General features: G+C 70.6%; 26 protein-coding genes. 15 read left to right on the forward strand and 11 right to left on the reverse strand.

Features of this window, described 5'->3' with window-relative positions:
* The first annotated feature begins 133 nt into the window (after positions 1 to 133).
* From IPI43_32165 to IPI43_32175, 3 genes are all read left to right on the forward strand, one after another.
* A complete protein-coding gene (locus tag IPI43_32165; GenBank protein ID MBK7778719.1) occupies positions 134 to 820 on the forward strand; it encodes a US12 family protein in 687 nt (228 codons plus the stop codon).
* Positions 821 to 825: 5 nt separating this feature from the next.
* Positions 826 to 2,007 (forward strand): site-2 protease family protein, encoded by a 1,182-nt coding sequence (locus IPI43_32170; protein MBK7778720.1) that lies wholly within the window; start codon positions 826 to 828, stop codon positions 2,005 to 2,007.
* 219 nt (positions 2,008 to 2,226) lie between these two features.
* Positions 2,227 to 2,847 (forward strand): hypothetical protein, encoded by a 621-nt coding sequence (locus IPI43_32175; GenBank protein ID MBK7778721.1) that lies wholly within the window; start codon positions 2,227 to 2,229, stop codon positions 2,845 to 2,847.
* 12 nt (positions 2,848 to 2,859) lie between these two features.
* Here the strand turns inward: IPI43_32175 and IPI43_32180 are convergent, their stop codons facing one another.
* On the reverse strand, positions 2,860 to 4,029 hold the full coding sequence (locus IPI43_32180) for a DUF3095 domain-containing protein (protein MBK7778722.1): 1,170 nt from the start codon (positions 4,027 to 4,029) through the stop codon (positions 2,860 to 2,862).
* 84 nt (positions 4,030 to 4,113) lie between these two features.
* On the opposite strand from IPI43_32180, the gene IPI43_32185 reads away from it, so the two are divergent.
* Entirely contained in the window at positions 4,114 to 4,770 is a 657-nt protein-coding gene (locus IPI43_32185) for a hypothetical protein (GenBank protein ID MBK7778723.1), read from the forward strand.
* A gap of 2 nt (positions 4,771 to 4,772) precedes the next feature.
* On the opposite strand, the gene IPI43_32190 is transcribed toward IPI43_32185, so the two are convergent.
* The gene (locus tag IPI43_32190; GenBank protein ID MBK7778724.1) at positions 4,773 to 5,423 is read right to left on the reverse strand and encodes an LON peptidase substrate-binding domain-containing protein; all 651 of its coding nucleotides are present in this window, start codon (positions 5,421 to 5,423) and stop codon (positions 4,773 to 4,775) included.
* Positions 5,424 to 5,450: 27 nt separating this feature from the next.
* Positions 5,451 to 5,660: an EF-hand domain-containing protein gene (locus IPI43_32195; protein ID MBK7778725.1), complete on the reverse strand. Its 210-nt coding sequence runs from the start codon at positions 5,658 to 5,660 to the stop codon at positions 5,451 to 5,453.
* 131 nt (positions 5,661 to 5,791) lie between these two features.
* On the opposite strand from IPI43_32195, the gene IPI43_32200 reads away from it, so the two are divergent.
* Genes IPI43_32200 through IPI43_32215 form a run of 4 tightly spaced genes read left to right on the forward strand, consistent with a single transcriptional unit; the run spans position 5,792 to position 10,000 of the window.
* Positions 5,792 to 7,057 carry a TolC family protein gene (locus IPI43_32200; protein ID MBK7778726.1) on the forward strand — a complete coding sequence of 422 codons (1,266 nt, stop codon included), beginning with the start codon at positions 5,792 to 5,794 and terminating at the stop codon, positions 7,055 to 7,057.
* A 41-nt stretch (positions 7,058 to 7,098) separates the two neighbouring features.
* Positions 7,099 to 8,193: an FtsX-like permease family protein gene (locus IPI43_32205; protein MBK7778727.1), complete on the forward strand. Its 1,095-nt coding sequence runs from the start codon at positions 7,099 to 7,101 to the stop codon at positions 8,191 to 8,193.
* Positions 8,190 to 8,897, forward strand: a complete 708-nt coding sequence (locus IPI43_32210; GenBank protein ID MBK7778728.1) for an ABC transporter ATP-binding protein — start codon at positions 8,190 to 8,192, stop codon at positions 8,895 to 8,897. Before IPI43_32205 ends, IPI43_32210 begins: the two co-directional genes overlap by 4 nt.
* Positions 8,894 to 10,000 carry an HlyD family efflux transporter periplasmic adaptor subunit gene (locus IPI43_32215; protein ID MBK7778729.1) on the forward strand — a complete coding sequence of 369 codons (1,107 nt, stop codon included), beginning with the start codon at positions 8,894 to 8,896 and terminating at the stop codon, positions 9,998 to 10,000. The genes IPI43_32210 and IPI43_32215 overlap by 4 nt, the downstream gene beginning before the upstream one ends.
* Positions 10,001 to 10,015: 15 nt before the next feature.
* Here IPI43_32215 and IPI43_32220 read toward each other — a convergent pair whose 3' ends face one another.
* Positions 10,016 to 11,914 (reverse strand): hypothetical protein, encoded by a 1,899-nt coding sequence (locus IPI43_32220; protein MBK7778730.1) that lies wholly within the window; start codon positions 11,912 to 11,914, stop codon positions 10,016 to 10,018.
* Positions 11,915 to 12,108: 194 nt separating this feature from the next.
* Between IPI43_32220 and IPI43_32225 the strand changes: the two genes are divergently transcribed.
* The 3 genes from IPI43_32225 (at position 12,109) to IPI43_32235 (ending at position 14,814) form a co-directional block, all read left to right on the forward strand.
* Positions 12,109 to 12,771 (forward strand): radical SAM protein, encoded by a 663-nt coding sequence (locus IPI43_32225; protein MBK7778731.1) that lies wholly within the window; start codon positions 12,109 to 12,111, stop codon positions 12,769 to 12,771.
* A gap of 34 nt (positions 12,772 to 12,805) precedes the next feature.
* Positions 12,806 to 14,227 carry a hypothetical protein gene (locus IPI43_32230; protein MBK7778732.1) on the forward strand — a complete coding sequence of 474 codons (1,422 nt, stop codon included), beginning with the start codon at positions 12,806 to 12,808 and terminating at the stop codon, positions 14,225 to 14,227.
* 122 nt (positions 14,228 to 14,349) lie between these two features.
* Entirely contained in the window at positions 14,350 to 14,814 is a 465-nt protein-coding gene (locus IPI43_32235; protein MBK7778733.1) for a hypothetical protein, read from the forward strand.
* A gap of 4 nt (positions 14,815 to 14,818) precedes the next feature.
* On the opposite strand, the gene IPI43_32240 is transcribed toward IPI43_32235, so the two are convergent.
* Positions 14,819 to 15,280, reverse strand: coding sequence for a PaaI family thioesterase (locus IPI43_32240; GenBank protein ID MBK7778734.1), 462 nt, complete (start codon positions 15,278 to 15,280; stop codon positions 14,819 to 14,821).
* A 129-nt stretch (positions 15,281 to 15,409) separates the two neighbouring features.
* On the opposite strand from IPI43_32240, the gene IPI43_32245 reads away from it, so the two are divergent.
* Complete coding sequence (locus IPI43_32245; protein ID MBK7778735.1) at positions 15,410 to 16,465, forward strand: hypothetical protein; 1,056 nt, start codon at positions 15,410 to 15,412, stop codon at positions 16,463 to 16,465.
* A gap of 389 nt (positions 16,466 to 16,854) precedes the next feature.
* Here IPI43_32245 and IPI43_32250 read toward each other — a convergent pair whose 3' ends face one another.
* Positions 16,855 to 17,148, reverse strand: coding sequence for a hypothetical protein (locus tag IPI43_32250; GenBank protein MBK7778736.1), 294 nt, complete (start codon positions 17,146 to 17,148; stop codon positions 16,855 to 16,857).
* Positions 17,149 to 17,223: 75 nt separating this feature from the next.
* On the opposite strand from IPI43_32250, the gene IPI43_32255 reads away from it, so the two are divergent.
* The gene (locus IPI43_32255) at positions 17,224 to 18,060 is read left to right on the forward strand and encodes a LysR family transcriptional regulator (protein ID MBK7778737.1); all 837 of its coding nucleotides are present in this window, start codon (positions 17,224 to 17,226) and stop codon (positions 18,058 to 18,060) included.
* A gap of 19 nt (positions 18,061 to 18,079) precedes the next feature.
* On the opposite strand, the gene IPI43_32260 is transcribed toward IPI43_32255, so the two are convergent.
* A complete protein-coding gene (locus tag IPI43_32260) occupies positions 18,080 to 19,264 on the reverse strand; it encodes an acetyl-CoA C-acyltransferase family protein (protein ID MBK7778738.1) in 1,185 nt (394 codons plus the stop codon).
* A gap of 120 nt (positions 19,265 to 19,384) precedes the next feature.
* Between IPI43_32260 and IPI43_32265 the strand changes: the two genes are divergently transcribed.
* Together IPI43_32265 and IPI43_32270 are read left to right on the forward strand one after the other, a co-directional pair.
* Positions 19,385 to 20,383 (forward strand): aldo/keto reductase, encoded by a 999-nt coding sequence (locus IPI43_32265; GenBank protein ID MBK7778739.1) that lies wholly within the window; start codon positions 19,385 to 19,387, stop codon positions 20,381 to 20,383.
* Positions 20,384 to 20,430: 47 nt separating this feature from the next.
* Entirely contained in the window at positions 20,431 to 21,423 is a 993-nt protein-coding gene (locus tag IPI43_32270; GenBank protein ID MBK7778740.1) for a hypothetical protein, read from the forward strand.
* 12 nt (positions 21,424 to 21,435) lie between these two features.
* Here the strand turns inward: IPI43_32270 and IPI43_32275 are convergent, their stop codons facing one another.
* The 4 genes from IPI43_32275 to IPI43_32290 form a co-directional block, all read right to left on the reverse strand.
* The gene (locus IPI43_32275; GenBank protein ID MBK7778741.1) at positions 21,436 to 22,758 is read right to left on the reverse strand and encodes a hypothetical protein; all 1,323 of its coding nucleotides are present in this window, start codon (positions 22,756 to 22,758) and stop codon (positions 21,436 to 21,438) included.
* Positions 22,759 to 22,876: 118 nt separating this feature from the next.
* A complete protein-coding gene (locus IPI43_32280) occupies positions 22,877 to 24,661 on the reverse strand; it encodes a carboxypeptidase regulatory-like domain-containing protein (GenBank protein ID MBK7778742.1) in 1,785 nt (594 codons plus the stop codon).
* A gap of 80 nt (positions 24,662 to 24,741) precedes the next feature.
* A complete protein-coding gene (locus tag IPI43_32285; GenBank protein ID MBK7778743.1) occupies positions 24,742 to 25,602 on the reverse strand; it encodes a hypothetical protein in 861 nt (286 codons plus the stop codon).
* A 59-nt stretch (positions 25,603 to 25,661) separates the two neighbouring features.
* On the reverse strand, positions 25,662 to 26,078 hold the full coding sequence (locus tag IPI43_32290; protein ID MBK7778744.1) for a hypothetical protein: 417 nt from the start codon (positions 26,076 to 26,078) through the stop codon (positions 25,662 to 25,664).
* Between the last annotated feature and the right edge of the window lie 111 nt (positions 26,079 to 26,189).

A 26,189-nucleotide genomic window follows, 5' to 3' on the forward strand; every position in this document is an offset into this window, starting at 1 on the left:
TCCTCACGATCCCGCCCCCGCACGGAAAGCTGCGGCCCCAGTCGGGATAGTAGTGCCGGACGGAGGGATGGCCTCTTGCGGTTCCCTCGATAGCTCCTACGATCAAGGAACCACGACACGGGAGAGACCCCTGATGCAAGACTACTCGTCCGCCTATTCCCAAGCTGGCGTCGCCACCGACCGCTCCGGCTTCATCGTCAAGACCTACCTCCATCTGCTGGGCGCCATCATGGCGTTCGTGGCCCTCGAGGTGGTCATCTTCGCGAGCGGTCTGGCTCTCCCCATGGCGCAGGCCATGATGAACACCAGCTGGTTGCTGGTGCTCGGCGGCTTCATGATGGTGAGCTGGATTGGCAGCCGCGTGGCGCAGACCGCCGAGTCGAAGCTGGCGCAGTACGCCGCGCTCGGGGCCTACGTGGTGGCCGAGGCGATCATCTTCGTGCCGCTCTTGCTCATGGCCAACATGCAGGCCGACGGCGTCATCAGCTCGGCGGCGGCGGTCACCGCCATGGGCTTCGCGGGCCTCACGGCCGTGGCGTTCATCACCCGCAAGGACTTCAGCTTCCTGCGCGGCGTGCTGTTGTGGGGCGGCTTCGGGGTGCTGCTGCTCATCGTCTCGGGCGTCATCTTCGGCTTCGAGCTGGGCACGTTCTTCAGCGTGGGCATGGTGGTCTTCGCCGGCGCGGCCATCCTCTACGACACCTCGAACATCATCCATCACTACCCCGAGGACCGCTACGTGGGCGCGTCGCTCGCGCTGTTTTCCTCGGTCGCGCTGCTGTTCTGGTACGTCCTGCGCATCTTCATGTCGCGCGACTGATCATCATGCTGCACGACCCTGCGCCGCGACGTCCGCTCTCCCCGGGTGAGCTCTGGGGGGGCATCGGGCTCGCGGCGCTGTTGTTTGGGCTCTTCACGGCCGACACGCTGGTGCCGTTCCAGCCCCGCAAGCTGGCGTTCCCGCTGGTGCTGCTGTTCTGGGCGCCCGCGCTGGTGATCCACGAGTGCGGGCACGCGCTGGTGGCCCGGCTAGTGGGCTGGCGTGTGACGCAGATGGTGCTGGGGATGGGGCCCGAGCTCATGCGCTTTCACGTGGGCGAGACGCAGGTGGTGGTGCGCGCGCTGCTGGTGGAGGGCTACGTCACGCCTGCGCCGAAGCGGCCTGGCTCCGCTCGCCTGGCCAACGCGCTGGTCTACCTGGGCGGTCCGGGCGCCGAGCTGCTGGTGGCCGCGGGCATCGCGTTGGCCTGGGGCTGGGACCCGTTCTTCGTGCGCAGCGACGACTACCCGCTGCTCGCGTCCCAGAGCGCGGCGCTGGCGCTGATGATCGGCGCCGTGATGAACCTGGTCCCGCACCGCATGGCGGGTGCCCCCAATGACGGGCTCGGCATCTTGCTGAGCGCGGGGCTCGAGCCCCACCACTTCGACTACCGCCTGGCGCTGCCCGCGGAGCGCGAGGTGGAGCGCGCGCTGCACGCAGGCCAGCTGAGCCACGCGCGCGAGGTGGCCGAGCGCGAGGCCACGCTCCACCCCGAGAACGCTCACCTCGGGATGCTGGCGCTGCGCGTGGTGGCCGCCGAGGGCGACACGGAGGGCGCCATCACGCAGCTGGAAGCGCTCCGCGAGACGGCGCCCCGCAACCCGCTGGTGGAGGCCGAGCTGCTGCACACCGCGGCGCTCATCGCGCTGGGCAGCGGCGACCCCGAGCTGCTGGGACGGGCCGTGCAAGCGGTGCGGAGCGCCATGGAAGCGGGCGGCGCGGCCCCGAGCTACCTGGCCACACTGGGCGCGCTGCTGTTCGAGCAGGGTCGCATGCAGGAGGCGTTCGATGCGCTGCAGCTGGCCTACAAGGGCACGCGCGACCCGCTGCTGGAGGACCACTGCGTGGCCTACCTGGCGCTGGTCACGCGGGCGCTCGGGCGCACCGAGGACCACACCCGCTTCGCGCGTGAGCTGACGCGCCGGGGTACGCACGAGCACCTGCGCCGGCGGCTGGTGGAGGGGTAGACGCGACCGTTGTCGTTGTCGTTGTCGTTGTCGGCGACGGCGACGGCGACGGGTTTCAAGCCGGGGTGCCCATTGACCCTTGAATCAAGCACGTTCTCGACCCAGCGAGAGTCCGCCGAGCCTCTTCGGGCCGGGATTCGTCGCCGTCGCCGTCGCCGTCAAAGACCACGACAACGTAGAGGAATTGTCCTGGGGGGCACCGTTCGGAGCGGGCGTGTCATGCTCCTGCCCGTGTCGTCCCCGCGTCCACGCCTCCTGCCTTGGTGCAGCCTCGCTCTGCTCATCGCCGTGGTCGCGTGCACGCCAGCCACGGCCACCGCCCAGTGGCAGACCGATGACGGCGGCCTGTGGGGCGCGCGGCGCTGCCAGTCCCGCAACCTCATCTCGGCGGGCCTGGTGCTGGGCGCCTCGGGGCTGCCGCTGCTGCAGCGCGAGGAGCACGCGGCCGCTGGCGTGGGCGTCATGCTGGCGGGCACGGCCATCGCTGCCACGGGCGTGGGGCTGCGCATCCGCCTGCACGGGGACCCGGGTCGCGACGGCGAGCACGATCTGTGGCCCGAGGACCGCTGTCAGGCGCGCTCCATGAGCATCCGCGGCAGCCTCTATCTGCTGACGGCCATCATCACCACGGTGCGCTTGCTGCGGCTGCCCGACGACGTGGGCACGCGGGGTTCACGCGCCGTGGTGGCGCTCATCAGCATCGTTCCACCTGCCCTCATTGGGCTGGTGTTCACCGCGCTCGGGCTGCGGCGCCTGCGGCAGCTGGGGCCCCGGCCCGCGGCCGAGCTGGCAGGGGGCGCCGAGTTCACGTTGATGGTGGGCTACCCCTTCGCGTTCTGAGCGCGGCTCGCTTCAGCGGGCCTTGAGCTGGCCCTTGAGCTCCTTCGCCGCGAGCGCGTAGCCCCCGTCTGCGCCGTCCACGAAGTGCACGTGGTTCCCGTCGTAGCCGTCGATGACGCACGTCATGAGCGCGGTGTCGGAGGTGTGGATGCCGAAGCACAGCCGTCCCGCGCGGTGCTCAGCCGACAGGCGCTCGCGCAGGGCAGCCAGCGCGGCGGGCGACGCGTCCAGCACCATGCGCAGCGTGTCGTCGAACTTGCGGTAGTCGGTGTTGGCCACCACCTCGTCGACGTACTTGCTTCCGTCGAACCCCGCCAGCTCGCGCCCCGTGCGCATGAGCGTGCGACCCAGCCACGCCATGACGCGGATCTTGAGGCGCGTCAGGTACAGGCCCACGCCGGCGCGCTTGCCGCTCACGAGGCGCGCCTCCTGCTCGAAGGCCTTGGGCCCGCTGGCCAGGTGCAGGCCCGCATGATGAACCGGGCGCGCGCCCACACCCAGCACCTCGTCCACCAGCTGGATGGTGGAGAGATAGACGCGCGCGGCCTCCTCCGGATCCGACGATGCGGCCTGCACCAGGAGGCTCACGAACTGCCCGGCGCGGTTGGGGACGGGCTGCCAGCGGCACTCGAAGCCGGTGAAGTCGGCCGTACGAGGCCCGTCGCTGGAGACGGCATAGCGCGCGCCCAGCTCGGGGTGCTTCACCAACCGCTCGGCCTCGGCCAGCGCGCCGCCCGCGAACATGGCCAGCGCCACGTGCTCGCTCGCGCGGAAGCGCGCCACCAGCAGCGGGTGGCCGCCCTCGCGCAGCTCGCCCACGCTCACGATGCCGGCGCGCATGCCCAGCTCGAACGCGCTGGTGGCCAGGTCTTGCAGCCCACGCAGCGCCACCTCCACACCGGGCAACAGCGCCGTGGGGCACAGCAGCGTGGCGCCGTCACCCCCGAACACGAACGGGATGTCGACCCCGGGCAGCGCATTGCGCACCGCCACGATGGACGCCACGCCCAGGCTGTTCACGTCCTTGTAGCGGCCGGCCTCGATGGCGCGCGTGGAGCCCTGCACGTCCGTGATGATCACCGACCAGTCGTCGGGCACCTGCGTGTAGAGCGAGAGGTCGGCCACGTCGACGAAGTGCTCGATGGCGTTCAGCTGGCGATAGAACGCGTGCGAGTCGGACATGGTCCGAGTCTCTTTGGCCGCGCGTCGCGCTGTCAACAAGTGGTTCGGGGGACACGCGGCCCGCGATGGGCGTATCCTCTCTGCATGAGCCCCTCCGCGCGCCTCGCCTCCCTGTTGTTCGTGGTCTCGGTGATCGTCGCGTGCGGGTCGGGTGCCAGCAGCCAGCCTACCCAGGGCCAGCCCGAGGCGCAGCAGCAGCCGCAGCCTCGCCCCGTGGCGTCGCCCGTCGCGGCCACCCCCGTGGCGTCGCCATCCGGTGGGACCGCCACGCCTGTTGCGGCGCCTGCGAGCGACATGCCGGCGCCCGCCACCCGCGCGGGAGAGGCCTTGGCCGCGCACAACCGCTACCGAGCACAGCACTGCGCCCCGCCCTTGCGCTGGTCGCCCACCATCGCCGCCGCGGCTCAGCGCTATGCGGACGAGCTCGCCGCCAACGGCTGCGCGTTCGAGCACAGCAGCAGCGGCTACGGCGAGAACCTCATGCGCTTCTCGCCCGTGGGCTCTCGCGATCCGGCCTACGTGGTGGAGGCCTGGTACCGCGAGGCGGCCAACTACAACTTCAGCCGTCCGGGCTTCGCCATGAACACCGGCCACTTCACCCAGGTGGTCTGGCACACCAGCACCGAGCTGGGCTGTGGCTTCGCGGTGTGCAACGGCGGCGAGACGTGGGTGTGCAACTACTCGCCGCCCGGCAACATGCAGGGCGCGTTCCCCGAGAACGTGCGGCCCACCTGCCAGTAGCCTCAGTTGAGCAGGTCTTCCGAGGCCGACGACGTGCGCGCCAGGAAGTCGCTCAGGTGCTCCACGATGGCGTCCATGCGCTCGGTGACGTTGGTCATGGTCAGCAGCTCGTACTGCGACTCCACGTCCCCGTGGATCATGGCGCCAAGGCGGTTCGAGAACTCGGCCGGCTCCGGGTGCAGGTCCAGCTCCTCGCGCAGCAGTGCGGCCAGCTTGGGGTTCTTGAGGCGCAGGCTCATCATCAGCCCGCGCACGGCCTCGAACGAGCGGCGCGTGGCGCCCGGGTCGGGGTCCACGTCGGGCACGGCCTCGGCGCGCACCTCACGATACGGCTCGGAAGTGCGGTGCTCCGTGAGCACGCGCGCGCGGCCCACGCCCTCGAGCAGGATGTGGAAGCGGCCGTCGGGCAGCTCTTCCCACTCCGTGATGGCGCCCACGCCCACGTACGGACGCACGAGCGGGCGCTGCGCCGCGTCCACTTCGCCGCTCGGATGAAGCGTGGCCATGGCGATGTAGCGCTCGTGATCGAGCGCCTGCCGCGTCATGGCCCGGTAGCGAGGCTCGAAGATGTGCAGCGGCATGGGCATCGCCGGGAGCAGCACCACGCGGGGCAGCGGGAAGATGATCAGGCGTTCGAGCTGGGCGACGTCCATCGGCGGTAGTCTAGCCCTGGGTGCCGCTCAAGGCTTCCGGGACGTCCACCAGTCCTGAAATTCCTCGTAGTCGATGGTGCCCTCTTCATCCACGTCGATGATGTCGAAGAGCTTCTCGGCCTCGGCCATGCCCATCTCGATCCCGAGCGAAGCGATCAGCTCGCGGAACTCCATCAGGTCGATCTCGCCGTTGCCGTCTTTGTCGTACTGACTGAATGCGGTGTTCGTGTCGGTCATGGTCTCTCCGTAGCGGGCCGAAGGTACGGGACGCAGCGGGCTGGTGGCAACGGGCATGTACAGGGGTCCACTGGGCCCGGCGCTGGAGGGCAGAACTTGGTGAGTGGGGGTCTGGGGGGTATACCTAACCGGTGAATCGCTTTCTGAACGCGCTACTGTGCCTCCTGACCGTCTCTGCGGGCTCCGCGCGGGCGCAGACGGTGGACGAGTTCCTCGACGGAGCGCGAGAGCATCCCTCCGTGGATGCCGCGCAGTCGGACGTGGAAGTCGCGGAGTCCTCGGCACGGGGGGCGCGCTTCGCCCTGCTGCCCAGCCTGGAGGTCACGGGCACCTACACGCGCAACCAGTTCCCTCAGGCGTTCACCCTGCCCGCCCCTTCCGGCCCGGGTCAGGAGGTCACCATCATGGCGCGCGACCAGCTGGACGCCGTGTTCGGCTCGCGCGTCACGCTGCTGGACGTCATCGCCTGGCGCCGCCTGGGGGGCACCGACGCTGCGCTCGAGGCCGCCGAGGCGGGCGCGCAGGTCACCCTGCGTCGGCTCGAACGCGACGTGCTCACCGAGTTCTACCGCTGGGTGGGCGGGAGCGCGCTGCTGGGGTCCTCCGAGGAGCAGCTGGAGGTGGCGCAGGCCGCGCACCGCTTGATGTCGGTGCGCATGGAGGCGGGCCTGGCCACGCCGCTCGACGTGGAGCGGGCGGCGCTGGACGTGTTGGTGGCCGAGCAGATGGTGCTCGAGGCCCGCCAGACGCAGCTCCAGGCCGCGCGCGCGCTAGAGCTGCTGACCGGCGTGCGGGCCACCACTCCGCCCGAGCTGGAAGCCAGCACGGAGCCTCCGGAGCCGCTCGAGGGGATGCTGGTGGACGCGAGCCAAATTCCGGACGTTGCCCTTGCCGAGGCCAGCGCCCGCGCCGCAGACGCCGCCGCCCCTCCCCTCTGGTACGCGTTCGTGCCGCGTGTGGACGCCTTGTTCACCGAAGAGCTCACCAACGCACCGGCCTTTGGACAGCGGGCCCGCTGGACCCTGCAAATCCAAGCCGCCTGGAGGATCGACCTGGCGTCGCTCGAGACCCTCCGCGCCAACGTCGCCTCGGCCAACGCCGCGAACTCCCGTGCTCGGGCCACGTCGCTCGCCGCCGTGGACGCGCTGGGCCGCGCGCACCTGCAGGTGGAAACGGCCCTCGCGCGCACCACCACGGCCACGGCCCGGCTCGCGCTGGCGCGCCGCACCTTCGAGCTGGCCCGCGTGGAGCTCGGCGCCGGACGGGTGACCACCCTGACCTTCTTCCAGGCGCGCCGCGACTTCGCGGACGCCGCCGCCAACCACGTGTCCTCCGTGGCCGAGCTCGCGCTCGCACGTCACCTGCTGCGTCTCGCCGGCTCTGCGGGGTCCCTCTGATCGGAGGTCGCGCCCTGGCCATGGCTCGCGCCGGTGTGAAGATGATGCTTCACGACCGCGTGCAGCTCATTGCCACCACCTGCGGCGTGGTGTTCGCGGTGGTGCTGTCCACGCAGCAGCTGGGCATCCTGTACGGGCTCTTCCACAAGAACACCATGCTGATCGACAACGGCGGCGCGGACATCTGGATGATGCCGCGCGGCACGCAGCTGGTGCAGCGCGGCAGCGTGTTGCCCGAGAGCGCGCTCTCGCAGGCGCGCTCCACGCCAGGTGTGCTGGTGGCCGAGCCGCTGGTGTTCGGGCCGGGCTCCGTGGCGCGCCCCGACGGCGGCACCGAGCAGGTCATCCTGATCGGCACGTCGCTGCCCAACTCGCTCGGCGGCCCGTGGAACATCGTAGCCGGAGACGCCAACGCGCTCTACGAGCCCGACACGCTCACCTTCGAGGTGGCTCAGCGCCAGAAGCTGGGCAACCTCAACATCGGCTCGGTGCGCGAGGTGAATGGGCGCCGCGTGCGCGTGGGGGCCTTCACGTGGGGGCTCGTGCCCTTCGGGCCGGCCTATTCGTTCGCCGAGATCGGCCTCGCGCGGGACCTCACGTCCACGCGCGCGGGTCGCTTCCATTTCGTGTTGGTGCGCGTGCAACCGGGCGCGGATCTCGACGCGGTCACCGCAGAGCTCCAAGCGCGCGTGCCGGAGGTGCAGGTCTGGACCAGCCAGCAGTACCACGACACCGTGGTGAACGCGCTGCTCGCGCAGCAGCTGGGCATCACCTTCGGGAGCTCGGCCGCGCTCGGGCTCTTCGTGGGCCTGGTCATCGTGGCGCTCTCCATGTTCTCGAGCGTGGTGGACCACCAGCGCGAGCTGGGCACGCTCAAGGCCATTGGCTGCCGCACGCGCGACCTGGCGGTCATGCTCTTCGCGCAGGCCGTCATGTACGGGCTGCTGGGCTCGCTGGTGGGGCTGGCCGTGGCCGCGCAGCTCACGGCGCTGATGCGTTCGCCGAACCTGGCCGTCATGCTCCCCATCGGCGTGATCATCAGCGTCCCCTTCGTGATGACGGGCATCTGCCTGGTGAGCGCCACGCTCGCGCTCAACCGCATCCGCAAGCTGGAGCCGGGGATGGTGTTCCGATGAGCAGCGTCAGTCAGGCGGACCTCGCCATCTCGGTGCGCAAGGTGTCGAAGGTGTTCGGCAAGGGGAAGCTGGCCTACCAAGCGCTCACCGAGGTGGACCTCGAGGTGGTGCGGGGCGAGATCATGATGCTGGTGGGCCCCTCGGGCAGCGGCAAGACCACGCTCCTGTCCATCATGGGCTGCGTGCTGCGCGTCTCCTCCGGCGAGGTGGACCTGCTGGGCGAGAGCATCGTGGACAAGTCCGAGCACGCCCTGGCCGACCTGCGGCTGCACAAGATCGGCTTCATCTTCCAGGCGCACAACCTGCTGCCAGGCCTGAGCATCCGCGACAACGTGTCGCTGCCGCTCGAGGTGGGCGGGCAGTCCCGCAGCAAGGCCCTCGCGCGCGCCGACGCCATGCTGGCCGAGGTGGGCCTCGGCGACAAGCGCACCAGCCGCCCGGATCAGCTCTCGGGCGGCCAACGCCAGCGCGTGGCCATCGCGCGGGCCCTGGCGCCCGAGCCGCCGCTGGTCTTCGCCGACGAGCCCACCGCCGCGCTCGACGCGGAGAGCGGCCTGAAGGTCACCGAGATGCTCAAGACCACCAGCCGCGCGCACGGCGCCACCGTGGTCATCGTCACCCATGACCCGCGCATCTATCACCTGGCGGATCGCACCGTGCACATCGAAGACGGCCGCATCGCGACGAAGCCGGAGGCTGCATGAAGAAGACCCCCAAGCGTTTGTTGACCACGGCCGTGGGCCTGGCCGTGCTCGTAGCCATGGTGTTCAGCATCGGGCGCATGGCCACCTCGGACCCCACGCTGGCGCGCTTCAGCGACCGGCGCGCCGCCAACGTGGACGTGGAAGCCGAGTCCGATGTGCGCGTGGATCCACCGCCCGAGTGGGCGCACGTGTCCGGCAACGCCGTGGTGGAGCCCAAGGGCGGTGAGCTCGCCATCGCGGGTGCGGTGCCCGGCTCCATTGGTCAGATCGCCGTGCAGGAAGGCGAACGCGTGCAAGCAGGCGCACTCATCGCGGGGCTCCGCACGGAGCTCGAGACCGCCGCGCTGGCCGAGGCCGAAGCGCGCGTGGCGGCCGCGCATGCCACCTGGCGCCGCGCCGTGACGGGTCCGCGGGCCGAGCAGATCGAGTCGGCGTCCGCTGCCGAAGCGGCCTCGCGTGCGCGCGCCGAGTCCAGCCAGCTGGCGCTGCAGCGCCTGCAGGTGGTGGCTCGCGCCGGCGGCGTCAGCCCAGACGAAGTGGACCGCGCGCGCCTCGCGGCCTCTGCCGACCAGTCCACCGTGAACCAGTCCAGCGCCAACCTGGCCGACCTGGTGCGCGGCACACGGCGCGAGGACATCGCGAAGGCCCACGCCGAGTACATCGCCGCCCAGGCCAACCGGGACGCCGCAGCGGCCTCGCTCGACCTCCGCTTGGTGCGTGCCCCGCGCGACGGGGTGATCCTGGAGCTCCCCTACGACGTGGGCGAGTACTACCAGCCCAGCGGCGCGCCGATGGCCTACTTCGGCGACACGTCCACCATGCAGGCGCGCATCGCCGTGGACGAGCGCGACCTGGGCCAGGTCATCACGGGCGCCGCCGCCGTCTGCCGCGCCACCGCCTTCCCAGGCCGCGACTTCGCCGGCACCGTGCACCGCATTGGCCAGCGCGTGGCACCCAAGGCGCGACGCGGCGGGCAGCCGGACGAGCTCTCCGACACACGCACCGTGGACGTGCTGGTAGACCTCGAGACCGCCGACGGGCTGCTCTCGGGGCAGCGCATGGTGTGCTACCTGCGCGTCCCCGGAGCCGCGGACACCGAGTGAGAGCGTGACGCGCGCTCAGAGCGCGAGGCGCATGAGGTACGCGTCCTGTCCGCCGAGCGCCGTCTGGCCCAGCAGCGCTGCGGTCACGTAACCCACCGCGTGCGGAACGCCGTCGGCGTCCACGGCGACATCGCGCGCCACGTCGCCGCTCGTGGTGCCCAGCTGCCGCAGCGCGCCCAGGGTCCCATCGGCCGAGACCCGCGCCACCACGATGTCTTGGCTGCCCGCGGACGCTTGTCCGGCGAACGTGCCGCTGGTGCTTCCCGCGACCACCACCCCTCCGGTGGGGTCGAGGGCGATGGCGCTCGCGAAGTCCGAGCTGGTGCTGCCGAACATGGTGGCCCACAGGTCGGCGCCATCGTCGTCGAGGGCCACCACGAAGATGTCGAGTCCGCCCACGCGCGGCCCTGCGCCGAAGGTACTCGTGCTGTGCCCCGTGACGTAGACGGTCCCCGACGCGTCCACCACCACGTCCGTGGCGAACTCGGAGCCCGTGGTGCCGAGCTGCCGCGCCCAGACGTCGCTGCCGTCGGTGAGCGACAGCGCGATGGCAATGCCGTCCAGCGCGTCGCCGGCGTTGGTCTCGCCCGGCAGTGCCCCAGTGGTCCACCCGGCGATGTACACGCGCGTGTCGGTCAGGAAGAGACCGCCGCAGCTGGTGTCTGCCGTGGACGTGAGCACCCGCGTCCAGGTCACGTCCCCATCCACGTCGAAGCGGCGCACCACGATGTCGGCGGCGCCGGGCGTGGGGTCGTTTCCGTCGAGCACGCCCTCGATGACGCCCAGGAAGTAGGGGTTCCCGTCCGCGTCCACGGCCACCGCGCGCGCGTAGTCGGCGAGGTCGCTGCCGAACGGCACCGTCCAGACGAGCACACCGTCGGTGGTGTACTTGCGCAGGACGACCTCTTGGCCGACGTCGAGAATGTCCGGCTTCGTCTGGCCCACCACGTACACGTGGCCCAAGTCATCGAGCGCCACCGCGTTGGCCATGTCGAAGCCCGCCGTCCCGAACTGCTCGGTCCACAGCAGCGCACCGTCTGGATCGAACTTCTGGAGGTAGCCGTCGGTCTCTCCCAGGTGCAGCTCGCCGGCGAGCGCACCCGTGACCCGGCCAACGACATACGCGTTGCCTTCGGCGTCGAGGACCACGCCAATGGCTTCGTCATCGGTGGCGGTGCCGACCTGGGGGTTCCACTCCTCCGCGACACAGGTGCGGTCGAGGACGGCGGAGCCTGCTTCGCCCTCGACGAAGCGATCCTCGCACATGGTCCAGGGCTCACACGTCGCGGCGTTGGTGCCCGTGGAGAAGCTCTCCGCGGCGCACGGGTCGCAGACGGTGTCAGCGCTGGGAGTGCCCAGCGTGGCCCGCAGGGTCCCAGGCAGGCAGTTGGCGTGGGTGACGCAGGCCGCAGCGTTCGTGCCTGCCGCGAAGGAGCCGGTTGCACAGGGGCTGCACACTTGGTTCGCCGTGCTGGTGCCTGCGGCGCTCACGAAGTTGCCGGGCATGCACAGGGTGACGGCCATGCACATGCTGGCGTTGGTCGTGGTGGAGTACGTGCCTGTTCCGCACGTGGTGCACAGGCGGTCGACAGTCGGCGCGCCGCTCGCCTGCTCGTACTCGCCGGCCACGCAGTCCGTGAACGCCGCGCACGCCGTCGCGTTCGTGGTCGCGGAGAACGTGCCCACGGCGCACGCGGCGCACTCTCGGTCGGCGGTGGGTGACCCGCTCGCGGACACGTACTCCCCCGCGGCGCAGGTCGACCACGCCACGCACGCCGTGGTCGCGTCACCGTCGGCGTCGAACGTGCCGGCTGCGCACGGGTCAGGGTCGTTGGCCTCGCCGCAGCCCGCTACCAACGCCAGCGCCAACACCACCACGCGCAGACATGCGCTCGAGAGCCGTCCGAGATTCATCCGATTCACTCCGTGGGCTCAGGGGGTGCCCGTTCCGAGAAGGGGCCCAGCCTAGCGATATATAAGGAGAGAATCCATCAGCATACGAAGTTTCCAATACCACCACACGAGTGATGGAGGCTGGCGGACAGCCCAGCGGAAGCGAGGATTCCGAGCTTGACGCGGACGCAGCGGGCCTGAGGAGACTCCCCGTCATGGACCCCCAGCACCACCCCTGCAGCACCGAACTTCGCGCGCCACGCAGCGTGCCCCTCGATGGTGCACGGCTGCTGTTCGATCCGCGCACGGGCCTGAACCTCCGGGTGGAGGGGCCATCCACGCGTGGTCTCGTGCGCACCGCGCCGCGCGTGGTGCTGTTTGGGATCACGAACCAGTGCAACCTGCGCTGCTCCTTCTGCTCGCGCGACAGCTCGGCGCCGAGCGAGTGGACGCCCGATAGCGCCTTCGAGATGTTGACTGGGCTCGCGGAGCGCGGCGTGCTCGAGGTGGCGTTCGGAGGTGGCGAGCCGCTCGCGTTTCGCGGCTTCGATGCGCTGGTGGAGCGCTTGGCCACCGAGACCTCCCTCGCCGTGCACATCACCACCAATGGCGTGCTGCTGACCACCGAGCGGCTGGCCCGCATCGCGCCCCACCTGGGCGAGGTTCGCCTCTCCATCTATGACGACACCCCTTGGCCAGAGCGCGTCGCAGCGCTGGCAGACGCGCCGGTGCAGTTTGGGGTGAACCTGCTGGTGACTCCGGACCGAGTACCCGCGCTGGGCCCCACCCTTCATCGCCTCGAAGAGCTGGGTTGCCGAGACGTGGCGGTGCTGCGCTACGGGCCCGGATGCGACCCAGCAGCTGAGCCGCAGCGATGAGCGGCGGGTCGAGGCCGCGATTCGAGCCACCGGCATGAGCGCGCGTCTCTCGGTGTGCTTCGGCGAGCATCTCGGAGCACTTCCGCGCCTGTTCGATGGCGACGGTCCGAGCAGCGACTGCGGCGCGGGCGGTGAGTTCCTGGTGCTGACCTCCGAGCGCGCCGTGAAGCAGTGCTCGTTCGCATCCGGCGGCACACGCGTCGAGACCGCCGATGACGTCTTGCGGGTGTACCGTGACGAGCGGGCGCGCCTGCAAGCCCCTGTCGCGAAGCTCGGGTGTGCACGCGCGCACGGGATGCACGATGGAGGCCCCCATCCTCAGGCCCCTCAGGCAGAGGCAGACGTCGACACCCTGCGGGTGTGGCAGGGCTTCTCGGGCAACAACAGCGGCGACTGCGTGCTGGTCGGCAGGTTCGAGCGCGCGAACGATGCGCGGGCGTTCGTCGCCAGCCTGGAGAGTGGGTTCGTCCCGGGCAACGCATATGGCGAAGCCTGGAAAGCGCTGTTGGCGGCCGCCGGACCGACCACCGAGGCGGGCGAGTCCGCGCCGGAGGTGCTCGTGGCCGTCGGTCGCAGCGTGCTCGCGCGGACGTGGATGGCAGTCGACGACGACTTCCCCTCGCTGCGCGCGCTGCTCTGGAAGCAGGGCGGACGCGCAGTGGTGAGCGCCGTTCACGAGCATGACCCCGTGGTGCTCGTGGCTGGCCTCGGGTTCACGGACCCCGCCTCGTTGGAGGCTGCAGAGGTCGCGCTGGCGATCGACGACGTGGGCCAATTCGCTCGACGCGGACTGTCGCTGCTGGGCACTCTGGCCCCGCCAGGGCCGGAGGACTTCACCACGCAGGTGGAGACGCTCGAACGCGTCGCGGCTGCGCAGCGCGGGGTGCTGGCTGCCGAGCTGGCGGTCATCCCCGAAGCCTCGCGGGTGCCGCTCGCGCGCGCGTTCTCGGCACGTCCAGCTGCTGGACCCGAGTACATGCTCCTGAGGTTCTACGATGCAGAGCACGCGGCCGAGTTCGCGGCGGCGGCCGACACTCGGGTCGCAGCTGCGGGGCGCACCGTGCTCGCGCCGGTGGAAGGAAGCGGCCGTCATCAAGCGCTGCGTGCGAGCGCGCGGGGCGGTGTCGCCACTGTTCTTCCCGGCCCGTTGGTGACCTTCGAGACCACGTTCTACTACCCGGAGCGTGAGCGAACCGTCGCTGCGGAGAGGCTCACCCAGGAGCTGCGTGCCGAGCTCGGATCCGATGGCGTAGCGTCACTGCGGGCCCACTGGCGCTCGGCCGTGGGGACGGTGACCACCTCCGAGCCGTTCACCGTCTTGCCGTTTCTCCAGGCGTTCGCCGATGCCCGCCAGCTCGTGCTGTGGGTGGACGCTCATGTGGAGCGACCGCTGGTCGAGGCCTTGGCGCGAATTGACGTGGACCTCGCGAGCCTTCTCCGCGAGCGGACCCGGTGAGGCGTTCGTACCGAGCGGTTGCGAGGCCTCTTCGAGTTCCCCCTTGGTAGGATCACACCGTGTGTAACTTCATCACCGCGACCCTTCCCGCGGGCGCAGACACTCCCGCCTTCCGAGCGGCCGTGGACGTCGCTGGGCTCTGCTTCGCACCGCTCGGGAACCGCCACATCCAGACCCAGCTTCACCCGACGGAGGCCTACTTCCACGCAACGCGTGCCCACTGCGACTGCTCTTCGGGTCTCGGGCGCCGTCCCGATGCCCGGCAGGTAGACGACCAGTCCAAGAAGCTGCGCGCGAGGGGTTGGAGCGAAGCGAAGATCGCCGCCTGGCAGCGCACCCAGGGCCCACGTCCGAAGTCCAGAGAAGAGCTCGAACAAAGGGGCGACCTGACCCTGGACAACTGGCTCACCTTCCTCCGGAGCGTGCTCCCGCGGGCAGGATACGTGGGTCTGCTTCAGCACCAGTATCGCTCCTCGACAGTGGACGAACGCTTCGAAATCACGCGCGAGCAACGCAGGGTCTCCGAGCTGGAGAAGCAAGTCTTCCCCTGGCGGGAGAATGTGCTCTACGAGATCGTTGCGGGCTGAGCGCTCACCCCGTGGGGCTCGCGTGCCGCATGCGCTGGGCCAGTGAGATGATGGACTTGGTGATCGTCGCCCGCGCCACCAGCCGGTCTCCCGCGGCGGCCTCCACGGAGACGAACGCCAGCGTGCGGCCGCGCTTGTCCACGTGTGCACGGAACGTGACCTCGCTGCCTGTCGGCGCCGTGGCCACGATGGAGAAGTGCGCGTCGTGCGTGACAGCCGCCTCGTCCGTGCCGAGCATGAGCGCCACCGCGAACCACGCGCTGCAGTCCAAGAGGCCATACAGCTCGGTGCCGTTCAGCTGCCCGGTGCCGCCCGCCAGGGCCTCGGTGACCGTCACGCTGCCCACCGCATCACCGGGCACGCACTCGGAGAGCTCGTAGCCGCAGCGCGCCAGGAAGGGCAGCTTGGTCGCGTAGGACATCACCTCGCGCTGGGCCGCGAGATCGAGGGGCGTGTCGGTAGCCATCCCGCGAGGATAGCTAGGTTCGCGCGCGCATGCGGTTGTTCCGTGGCCATGCGCTCACTCTACCGGGGTTGTTCCTTCGCTCCCAAGCTCCCCGTTGACCCTGGGGTCAGAGGGGCGTTCCCTATGGACATGCGCAACCCACTGGTCCTGTCGCTCTTCTACAGCGGCGCTTCCGCGTTCCTCTCGGCCTGCGGGGGCTCACCGCCCACGGAGGCCGCGTCGAGCGAGAGTTCGAGCACGGCGCCCACCGCCGGTGAGGAGCCCGCGCGCCCAGCAGCTCCCCGCTACACGGTGCACGAGTGGGGCCTGGTGGACGTGGCGGCCGATGGCAGCGTGGAGCTGGCCACCGGTCCGGGCCAGGCCAACCTGGCGCCCCCGCACCCACACCCGGTCGTGACCCCCGACTCAGGTCACGGCATGGCGCGCAAGCCGGTGCTCTACTTCCACCTCATCGACGGCGAGGTGCAGGTCAGCGTGTCGGCCACCATGACGTTCGGCAGCATGCTGGAGCGCTTCCCGGCCACCGCCATGAACGGGCCCGACCTGCGCTGGGATCAGGTGCGCATCGTGGGCCGCGCGTGCGGCGCCCACACCTACCCCACGGTGGGAAGCGCGGGCTGCCAGGGCATCGCGGACAACTACTGCGAGGCCGCGGAGCTCGCCACCTACGAGGCCAGCGACGCGAGCTGCCTGGTGGTGGACGGGCGCGACTACAACCACCTCTTCTACCGAGGCGGCGGCCGGGGCATGAGCGTGCCCATCACGGTCACGCGGAACGGCGGCGACCTCACCGTGAACAACGCGAGCGCGTTCGCCATCCCGCTGGCGCTCTCGGTGTCCACCGACACGGGCAGCCGGCGTGATCGACGCGCGGCGCCTCCGGCCGTCAACATCCGCCGCTTCGGCCGCATCCCCGCAGGCACCAGCACCGAGTTCCACGAGTCCATCCCGGTGGACCAGGCGCTCACCATGGTGCGCGCCGAGCTGGGCCTGCTGGGGCTCACCGGCCCGGAGATCCAGGCCTTCATGAACGCGTGGGAGCAGGCCGTGTTCCGCGCCCCCAACGTGGGCACCAGCGTGATCTACCTGCTGCCGCCCGAGCTGGTGGACGCCGTGAGCACGCTGTCGCTCACGCCACCTCCGGAGGCCACGCGGCGCGCCATGATGGTGCGCGTGGAGATCTGAGCGGGGCGCGGCTCCAAGTGCCTCGTCGCAGCGGTCTTGACCGGGTTGGCGACGGGCCGTTGATGGGCACCCACGGCTGAAGCCGTGGGCAGCAAACCAGGTGATCGTGCTTCCGAAAGTCCCCCGCCTGTCGGCGGCGGACTACGTGGCGGACAGCAGGGTGTGTTCTACCCAAGGTGGCCGGACACATGGGTCGCCACTCGAGCTGGGCCATCCTCTGCAGGAGGATGCGCCCGACTACCCTCTGTAGAGCGGTGGCCAACTTCGACCACGCAGTCCGACCCCCGAGGGGCGGACTTTCGGCAGGTCCAGGCCTGGTTTGCTGCCCACGGCTTCAGCCGTGGGTGCCCATTGTCCCTTGCTGCAAGGCGAGTCGGTGATCGCACTGCCTACGAGAGGAAGATCTGGGCCAACCCCGGGAGCGCCTCCGCGCCATACGACACTGCGCCCACAGGCACGCGCCCCTCGACGGCCTCGATGACGCGGGCCGTCCATGTGGGCCCGAATGCGCCGCAGAGCTCGATGAGCTGGACGCCCTCGGCGAGCAGCTGCGCTGCAGCCGCCGGCCCCTCCTCGGGGGAAGCGATGCCCACGATGCTCATCTCGAACGAGCGGGATGAGAGCTGCTGCCGAGCGTCGAGCTCGGCGCCGACCACGATGAATCCGAATCGATGGAGTGCCATGCCACGAACCTAGCGCCGCGTGGTCCGTGCCTCCACGACTGTTGTGGACTACATTCAGACCCATAGGGTCTATTCATGCTCGACCTCGATCGCGTCCATGCATTCACGGTGGTGGCCAAGCACGAGAACGTCTCGCGCGCGGCCGAGGAGCTGCACATCTCCCAGTCGCCGCTCAGCCGTCAGGTCCTGGCGCTCGAGGCCGAGCTCGGGGTGCAGCTCTTCACGCGCACGCGGAAGCGGCTGCGCCTCACCGCGGAGGGACGGGCGTTCCTGGCAGACGCCCACCGGCTGCTCGAGCACGCGGCCTCGGTGGAGGCGCGTCGCCCCACACCGCTGACTGTTGGATACGTGCCCGCGGCGGTGCATGGTGGGGCGCTCCCGCGTGACCTCGAGCGTTGGCGGCGCAAGCACCCCGAGCAGCCCATCCGCCTCCGCGCGATGCGCACGTCCGAGCAGCTGGACGCCCTGGCTTCGGGCGCCATCGACGTGGCGTATGTCCATGCCTCAGCGGCCGGCCTCGAGAGCACGCTCGTGCTCCAGGAACGCTTCGTGCTCGCCGCGCCACGTCGAGGGAAGCCCGCCGCCCTGCTGAGCGAGCTCCCGCTCATCTGGACATCCGGGTCCGCTCACGCGCTCGGAGAGCTGCGGGACGCCTGCGCCAGTCTCGGCGCCACGCCCGATCTCGGCATCGAGGCGCACGACCCGTTCGTGGTCCTCGAGCTCGTGGCGGCCGGTCTCGGGGTCTCGCTGGTGCAGGCGAGCCTGCGGCGCCGAGCGCCGGACGGGGTGCGCTTCGTGGCGCTGCCCGAGACCTTCCCGCTCGACGTGCGCGTGTACCGAGCCGTGGCGCCACACCTCGCGGAGCAGGCGGCCACGGTGTTCCGCCCAGCTCCTGCGCCGCGTGGCGCCTGACGTCCGGTGGGTCGCGCTCTCAGAGGCGCTCGAACACCGCCGCGATGCCCTGACCGCCGCCGATGCACATGGTCACCAGCGCGTAGCGACCGCCCGTGCGGCGCAGCTCGTAGATGGCCTTGATGGCCAGGAACGCGCCGGAGCAGCCGATGGGGTGGCCCAGCGCGATGGCGCCGCCGTTGGGGTTGGTCTTGGCTGGGTCCAGCCCGAGCCCGCGCGAGACGGCAATGGCCTGCGCCGCAAAGGCCTCGTTGGACTCGATGACGTCCATCTGGTCGAGCGTGAGGCCGCCCTTCTTCAGCGCCAGCTTGGTCGCCGGGATCGGGCCCTCGCCCATGATGTGGTTGGGCACGCCCGCCACCGCATAGGACACCAGGCGCGCGAGCGGCGCGTTGCCGGCCCCCGCGGCCACGGCAGCGTCCGCCATCACCAGGAACGCGGCGCCATCGTTGATGCCCGACGCGTTACCGGCCGTGACGCTGCCGTCCTTCTTGAAGGCCGGCTTCATCTTGCTCAGCGTCTCGAGCGTGGTGTCGGGGCGCACGTGCTCGTCCTTGTCCACCACCACGTCGCCCTTGCGGGTCTTCTTGGTGATGGGGACGATCTGCGAGACGAAGCGCCCGTCGGCGATGGCCGCTGCGGCGCGCCGGTGCGACTCGACCGCCAGCTGGTCCTGCTCTTCGCGGGTGATGCCCCACTTCTCCACCAGGTTCTCGGCCGTGATGCCCATGTGGCCCACGCCGAACGGGTCGGTGAGCGTGTCCACCATGGAGTCGATCAGCGTGGTGTCCCCCATGCGGGCGCCGTTGCGCATCGCCGTGGACAGGTAGGCCCCCCGCGACATGACCTCCACGCCGCCGCCCACGCCGAAGTCGGCGTCGCCCAGCAGGATGTTCTGCGCCGTGGTCACGATGCCCTGCAGGCCCGAGGAGCACAGGCGGTTCACGCCCATGGCCACCGAGTCCATGGACAGCCCCGCCTGGATGGACGCCACGCGCGCCACGTAGGCGAAGCGCGGGCCGGTGGGCACGCAGTTGCCCACGGTCACGTATTGGATGCGGGCCGGGTCCACGCCAGAGCGCGAGACCGCCTCTTTCATGACGGTGCCAGCCAGCTCGTGCGGCTCGATGTCCGCGAGGCTGCCGCCGAAGCTGCCGATGGGAGAGCGCGCCGCGCCCAGGATCACTACATCGCGTTGGGTCATGGCGGGACGATAGCGCGAAGCGAGTTGCAGCGCTGCGGCTGAACGCAATCGCCCAGCAGGGGGAGCGCGAGCGCGAGCCCGGGCTTGACCCGGACGACGCCCACGGCCTACCACCGCCCCATGGACTACGTCTTCCTCGGTGGCACCGGCATCCGCGTCTCAGAGCTGTGCTTCGGCACCATGTCGTTCGGGGGCGACGCCGACGAGGCCACCTCGGCGCTGCTGTACGCGCGCTGCCGAGAGGCGGGCGTGAACTTCTTCGACACGGCCGACGTGTACGCGGGCGGCGCGTCCGAGCGCATCCTGGGGAAGCTCATGGCGCACGAGCGCGACGCGCTGGTCATCGCCAGCAAGGCGTACTTCCCCACGGGCAAGGGGCCCAACGACCGGGGCAGCAGCCGGTACCACCTGACGCGCACGGTGGAGGCGTCACTCCGGCGCCTGGGGACCGACCGGCTGGACATCCTGTACCTGCACTACTTCGACGCGCGCACCGACCTCGAGGAGACGCTGCGCGGCGTGGAGCTGCTGGTGCAGCAGGGCAAGGTCCTGCACCCCGCCGTGAGCAATTGGAGCGCGTGGCAGACCGTGCAGGCGCTCGGCATCGAAGCCCACCACGGCTGGGCCAAGGTCGCCTGCCACCAGCCCATGTACAACCTGGTGAAGCGCCAGGCCGAGGTGGAGATCCTGCCCATGGCCGCCGCCATGAACCTGGGCGTGTGCCCTTACAGCCCGCTCGGCGGTGGGCTGCTCAGCGGCAAGTACAGCGCCGCGGCAGACGCCGGCACCGGCAGCGGCCGCATCACGGCGAACCCCATGTACGCCTCGCGCTACGCCGACCCGCGCGAGCACCAGACGGCCGAGGCCTTTGCGCGCTTCGCCAAGGACCGCGGCCTGCACCCGGTGAGCCTCGCAGTGGCCTGGGTGGGCGCACACCCCGCGGTCACCTGCCCCATCCTGGGCGCCCGCAACGTGGAGCAGCTGGACCCGGCGCTCGCGAGCGTGAGCATCGGGATGACGCCCGAGCTGCGCGCCGAGGTGAGCGCGCTCTCGCCCACGCCGCCGCTGGCGACGGACCGCGCCGAAGAGGCCAGCGGTCAGGGCTATGGCGCGCGCTGACTCGGCCGCGCGTTGAAGGCACCGTCCAGTGCAGCTAGCCTCGCGCGATGACCACCTCCGCCCGTGCCCTGGTTGAGAAGCTGCTCGCGTCCGACCACGCGCTCCTGCGCGAAGGGGCCGAGCGCACGCTCGACGCGCTGCTGGAGCGGCCGCTGTCGCGCTACCTGGACGACGCCGCCATGGAGACGCTGGTCACGCTGATCACGGCAGCCGTGACCGAGCCCAACACGAAGCGGGTGATCGACGCGCACGTGCACCCCGGGCTCGACCGGCAGATTGCCCGCAGCACCGCCAACGGCGAGACGCTGGGGGACCTGCTGCCGCCCGGTGGGGAGGCCACGCTGCTGGCCATCCTCGAGAAGACGCGGCTGCCGCGCGCCGAGTGGGCCGCTGGCACCGTGGACGCCGGGCTAGTGCGCAAGCTGGTGAGCCCCGTGATTCAAGACACGCTGCTGCGCTTCGCCAAGCGCCTGCCCATCCCAGGCCTCGGCGGCGACGGCGGGTCTTCCATGCCAGACCCGCTGGGCCTCGGAAAGAAGCTGCGCGACGCCAAGAACCCGCTGTCGGGCATGGGGAAGGGGCTCATGGGCGGCGTGGACAAGAAGCTGCAGTCGGTGGCCCGCGACTTCGCCGAGTCCGCCACCACGGACATGCGCAACGCGCTGGTGGAGCGCCTGCGCAGCGACGAGGGCAAGGACCTGCTGAGCCAGATCCGCGCGCACGCCAGCAAGCACCTCTTGGCGGTGCCGCTGGCCACCGTGCTGCGCGAGGTGGACGGGCTGCCGCGCGCCGACATCGAGGCGTTCATCCCCGCGGTGGCCGCGCACAACGTGGGGCGGGTGCAGCTTCACGACACGCTGCGGGCGGAGCTGCGCGCCGTGCTGGCCGTGGAGGGCGAACGCCCGCTGCGCGAGCTGCTCGAGACCTATGGGCTGCTAGCCGAGGTGAAGCGCGAGCTGCCGCCCGTGCTCACCAAGGTGGCCGCCGAGGTGCTGAGCGACGCGCCCATGCTGGAGTGGATCGAGCGCGTGCTCGCTTGAGCTTGCGCCCCGTCAGAGCTGCGCGCCTGCGCCGGGACCCACGAACAAGTCCCCGATCTCGCGCGTGACCACGGATTCCACCTCGCTCATCTGCGCCTCGATGCAGCGCGTCACCATGGGGAAGCGCTGCCAGTAGTCGGAGCGCAGCGTCTCGTCGGTGGGCGCGGGCACCTCGACCGTGCGCGTGAGCGTGGGGCCGCCCGTCGCGGTGGCGGTGATGGTGGCGGTCGTGTCGAACAGCGGGCAGACGTACGTTCGATCGTAGCGGTGCACACGGCCCCCAGCGGCCGGCCGCACGTGGAGATCCACGCGCACTCGGCCGTCGCCGTATGGACTGATCTGCACGCGCAGCGGCGGCTCCGACAGGTCGGCGCCGAGCAGCCGCGAGAAGCGGTGCTGGATGGACTCGGGGCCGCTGAAGCCCAGGGTGTACATGCCCGTGGCCGAAGCGAAGCTCCCCACTTGGTCCGAGCTTCGCGCCGTGGCGCGCGCGGCCTGCTCCACGGCGGCGGTCTCCGTGCCGGGTGGCGGCACGATGCTCAGGCCGATGAAGGGCGACGAGAAGGCTGGGCCAGCGGCCACGGCGGCGAGCCACTGCTTGGCCTCCTCGGTGGCGCCCAACGCGCGCCAGGTCGCCACGCGCTGCGAGCTCATCGACAGCTCCACCTCGTCCATGCGGGCACGCTGCGCATCCGACTCGTCGGCGCGCGCCATGCGGTCGAGGACCACTATTTTGAATCCATATCCGAGCCCCATCAGGACCACGATCCCCACAGCGACCCAGTTGGCGATCTTCATCATCTTCACCGCGCGCGAGTGCGGCGGCACCAACTGCGCCTTGGTGAGCGGCGCCTGCGCCTGGAGCTGCGGCAGGTTGCCACTCAGCCAGCCCGCGAACCCATCGAAGAAGCCGGCCATGGTGGCGGCGCTCAGCCCGCGCTTGGCGTCACGCGAGACGTTCGTGAACCCCAGCTTGCCGCCCCCGCGGAAGTTCAGCGCGAGCCCCTTCAGGTTCCCGTTGGGCTTCTCCTCCACGCCGCCGACGGTGCCTAGGTCCACCACGCGGCGCCCATACACGAAGCCGCGCTTCACGCGCCCCTTGAACAAGAAGAGCCGCCGGTTGGTGGCCACGATGAACGGCGGGTCGAGGTATTTCGCGAGCAAGACCAGCCCCACGATCAACCCCGGCAAGATGCCGAGGATGAAGCCGATGCCGATCGCCAGGTGCCACCAGCGGCTCGGCTCCTCCGGGGCGCAGCTCACGCCAAGGACTTCCTCGCCCGGCAGCAAGACGGGCTGCACCGTGCTCCTCAGATTCGCTTCGACGTCGGCCATGCTCTCTCCTTCGCCCACCCCGGGCACGGGCCACCCTGGCCGCGCCCTGAGGGTACGCTGAGGCGCGCCGGGCACGGCCTTATCCCAACCTTATTCGGCGCGGTGAGAGAGCGGCTGGCTAGCCGTGTGCGCGGCGACGACGATGCCGCAGCGACGCCACGAGCCATCCGCTGAGCAGTAGCAGCGGAACGGGGCTCTCGGCATCGCTGCCGATGCGACAGCCGCAGCCCGACCGTGGGCGGCGCCCAGGCCCCGCGTCCATGCCGGCGCCCGCGTCGTCGGTTCCGTCGCCCATGTCCAGCGTCACGCCTCCATCGGTGGGAGGCACCGCGATGCGGGTGAGCTGCACCGCGTCGGCCACGATGTGCTGGTTGGCGGCCACCGCGCCGTCCACGTTGTCCAGCACGCGCACGCGGCCCTCGTCTTCGAAGGCGAACACGCCGAGCGAGACCCAGCCGTCGGCCACGCCCTGGTCCACCACCACCTCGTCCTCGCCCCCAGCGTGCTCCACGATGTAGCGCGTCACGGGGTAGACTCCGAACGTGGCGTCCACGTAGACCTCCACCTCGTAGTCGCCCGCCTCGGTGAAGTGCAGCCGCCAGCTGGCCCAGTTGGCGGGCGCGTCCGCCGTGAAGGCGTTGGTCCAGAACAGGTGGCCGTCGTGGCCCGCTGTCTCTTCGCGCCAGTAGGTGGGGTTTCCGAAGGCTTGGAAGCACGGGCCCTCCTCATCCACGATGCCACCCGCGGCGGGGATCAACGCGCACGGCGTCACGGGCTCGGAGTAGGCCTCCTCCACGTCGGAGTTGGGGAAGTAGTGCTCCACCATCCAGAGGTGCAGCTTGGGCTCGGCGCCGAACGCGCCGAAGTCGCAGGGCGGGTTGGCGCACACGCCTGTGGCCCAGCGCTGCGTGCCCCACTGGCACATGCCGCGCCCGTGACCAAAGAGCGTGGTCCCCGTGCACGTGGGGTCGCTGACGCCAGTGGCCGTGGGGTCGCTGTTCTCGGCGCTGAACTCGGTGGAGATCACGGCTCCGTCGCGCGTCACCACCAACCCCTCGGTCGCCGCCACGGCGGCGTTGGCCCTGTCCGTGCGCAAGCTGCTGTACACCTGCGTGACCGTGCCGTCGTCCACGTCGGCGCAGTCCCAACGCCCTCCGCGCAGCGCCCAGCGCACGGCGAAGGTGCGCGCCGCGATGGCCCCCGCGCGCAGGGACTCATCGTGCCAGCTGGACAGCCACTCGCGCGGCACCACACCGCGCACGTACTCCTCGAGCGGCAGGGTCTCCACGGTCACCGCCGAGTTGCAGCTGTTGTCGGCCCAGCCGTTGTTGAGCGTCGGCGCGAGAGCGCCGGACTGTGAGCTGCGCCAAACGCGGATGACCGCGGGGACTTCGACCAGGGCCTGCACGGCGCCGCCCACATGGTCGTCCACGTCGCCGTCCATGTGGTCGTGGTCAACGGTCGGGTCCGGGTCATCCGGCGAGCGATAAGCCGGGTGCTCTCGCCCACGCGGCCCGCGCCGCTCGAAGTAGGCGTTGATGGCCTCGTCCGAGGGGTCGCGCGGGAACACCTCGGCCCGCAACGTGAGCGGCTTGCTGGCGCGCACCTCCACGCGCTCCACCTGCCCGGAGAGCACCCCCTCACCCGAGAGGTACAGCGTGTGCGTCCCGCTCGGCAGCGTGAGCTGGAAGCGGCCGTCCGCGTCGGTGATGGTCTCGCCCATGTCGTGCGCGCGCACGTGCACGCCGGCCGCGGGGCGGTCGTGGATGACGTCCACCAGCTGGCCGCTCACCTGGCCCGGGGCGGGTGTTCCCTCGGAGGCGGACTGACAGCCCGGCAGCGCGAGCGTGCTCCCGAGCGCGGCGAGCGAGAGCCAGTGGAGCGCACGGACGAGGCGGGGCACCGGAATCCGGTTGGTAGGCACGTTCACCCCGACAGCGTCACCTGGCCGCTCGGCTCTGGCAAGACGCGGGGCTGCCCCAGTCACGGCGGCTGCATCGCACCGTAGTACGCGGCGGAGGTCGCGACGATCAGCCCCGTGAGGACGAAGCGCGCGAAGCCGATGCGAAGCGGCGCGGAGAAGGCGTCGTCTCGGGCGGCGTCGGCGCGCGCCCGGTGGATCAGCACAGTCAGCGGCACGCCCGCAATCGCCCACGTGGCGACCACCGCGGCGGTGGTGTAGCCCAGCCGCTTGTCCAGGTGATAGCTCATGTCCCCGAAACCCGTGGCCAGTATGGTCACGACGCCGAGGGGCACCAGAAGGAGGGCGACCAGCGTGGCCAAGGTGGCGTGGCGCGGAGGCGGCGCGGCACGTTCGCCGAACGGCGCTGCGGCGAGGAACACGAGCGCCGCCACGATGCCTACCGCGACGGCCGGGTACACCCCCGTCAGCCCAGGCGGCACGAGCGCGAGCAGCGCCAACCCGGCAGCGGTCCGGCCAAAGCCGGCGACGGCAAAGACCGCCGCGACCGACAGGCCGATCAGGAAGAGCAAGGCGCCGGTGACGCGAGCCCGCACGCGTTCGCGCATGTCGTGGTGCGCGGTGCCCACCTCAGCCACGGCCGGGTCGGACGCTTCGGTGGCGCTGAGCGGCAGCCCTGAACACGCTCGGCGCAGCGTCTCCCCCGCATCACCGCGCGACCAGCGCGCGAGCCCGGTCGAGCGCTCGTGCTCCTCGCAGTTGGCGCGCGCGACGGCGAGGGCCCACTCGGCCTCGGACGGGGTGTCGTACACGGTGGCAGGGAACGGCTCCCGCACGGCGGCGATCAGCCAAAACGCGACTCCGGCGCAACCGAGCGTGAGAGCGGCGAGGACGCGGGCAATCGTGATGCGTGCGGAGGCCATGAAGCGAGGCATCTACGTAGGCCAGTCGGGTGGCGTGTGGCAAGCGCCCGGCGAGGAGCCTAGCCGTCGAGGTGCAGCACGGCGCGATGGAACGCGGCGAAGCACGCGACGAGCGCCTGCCGCGGATCCGCGGCCTCCTCCGGGCCCTCGAGGAGCGCGTCGTCTTCGCCAGCGTCGGCCACGTCCAGCAAGAACCACCACGCATCCGGGAGGGTGTCGGGCGGGGCGCCCTCGGAGTGCGTGGCGTACGCATGAACAGTGCTCAGGTCGTACGATCCTCCCCGCTCGAGCTGGGGCGCACCCGGGAACTGCCGCGCGAACAGCGCCGCGTGCTCGAATCGCCGGAAGCTCGGCACCACCCAGCGGTCGTCCACCCGGTAGCTGTAGACGCCATCGTCGGCGTGCTCGATGAGGTAGCCCCAGCACTGGTCGTCCAGCGTGTAGTGGATCGAGAACCACGGGCCTTCGTCACTCATCGGCAGAGACTACCACTCGGGCGATCGTCGCGGCCGGTGCATCCCAGGGTGACAAGTCGTGGGAGATGTCCGAACCTTGGGTATGCGTGTGCTGGTGACAGGCGGAACTGG

This window comes from Sandaracinaceae bacterium (assembly GCA_016706685.1).
Classification (GTDB): domain Bacteria; phylum Myxococcota_A; class Polyangia; order Polyangiales; family Houyiibacteriaceae; genus JADJJE01.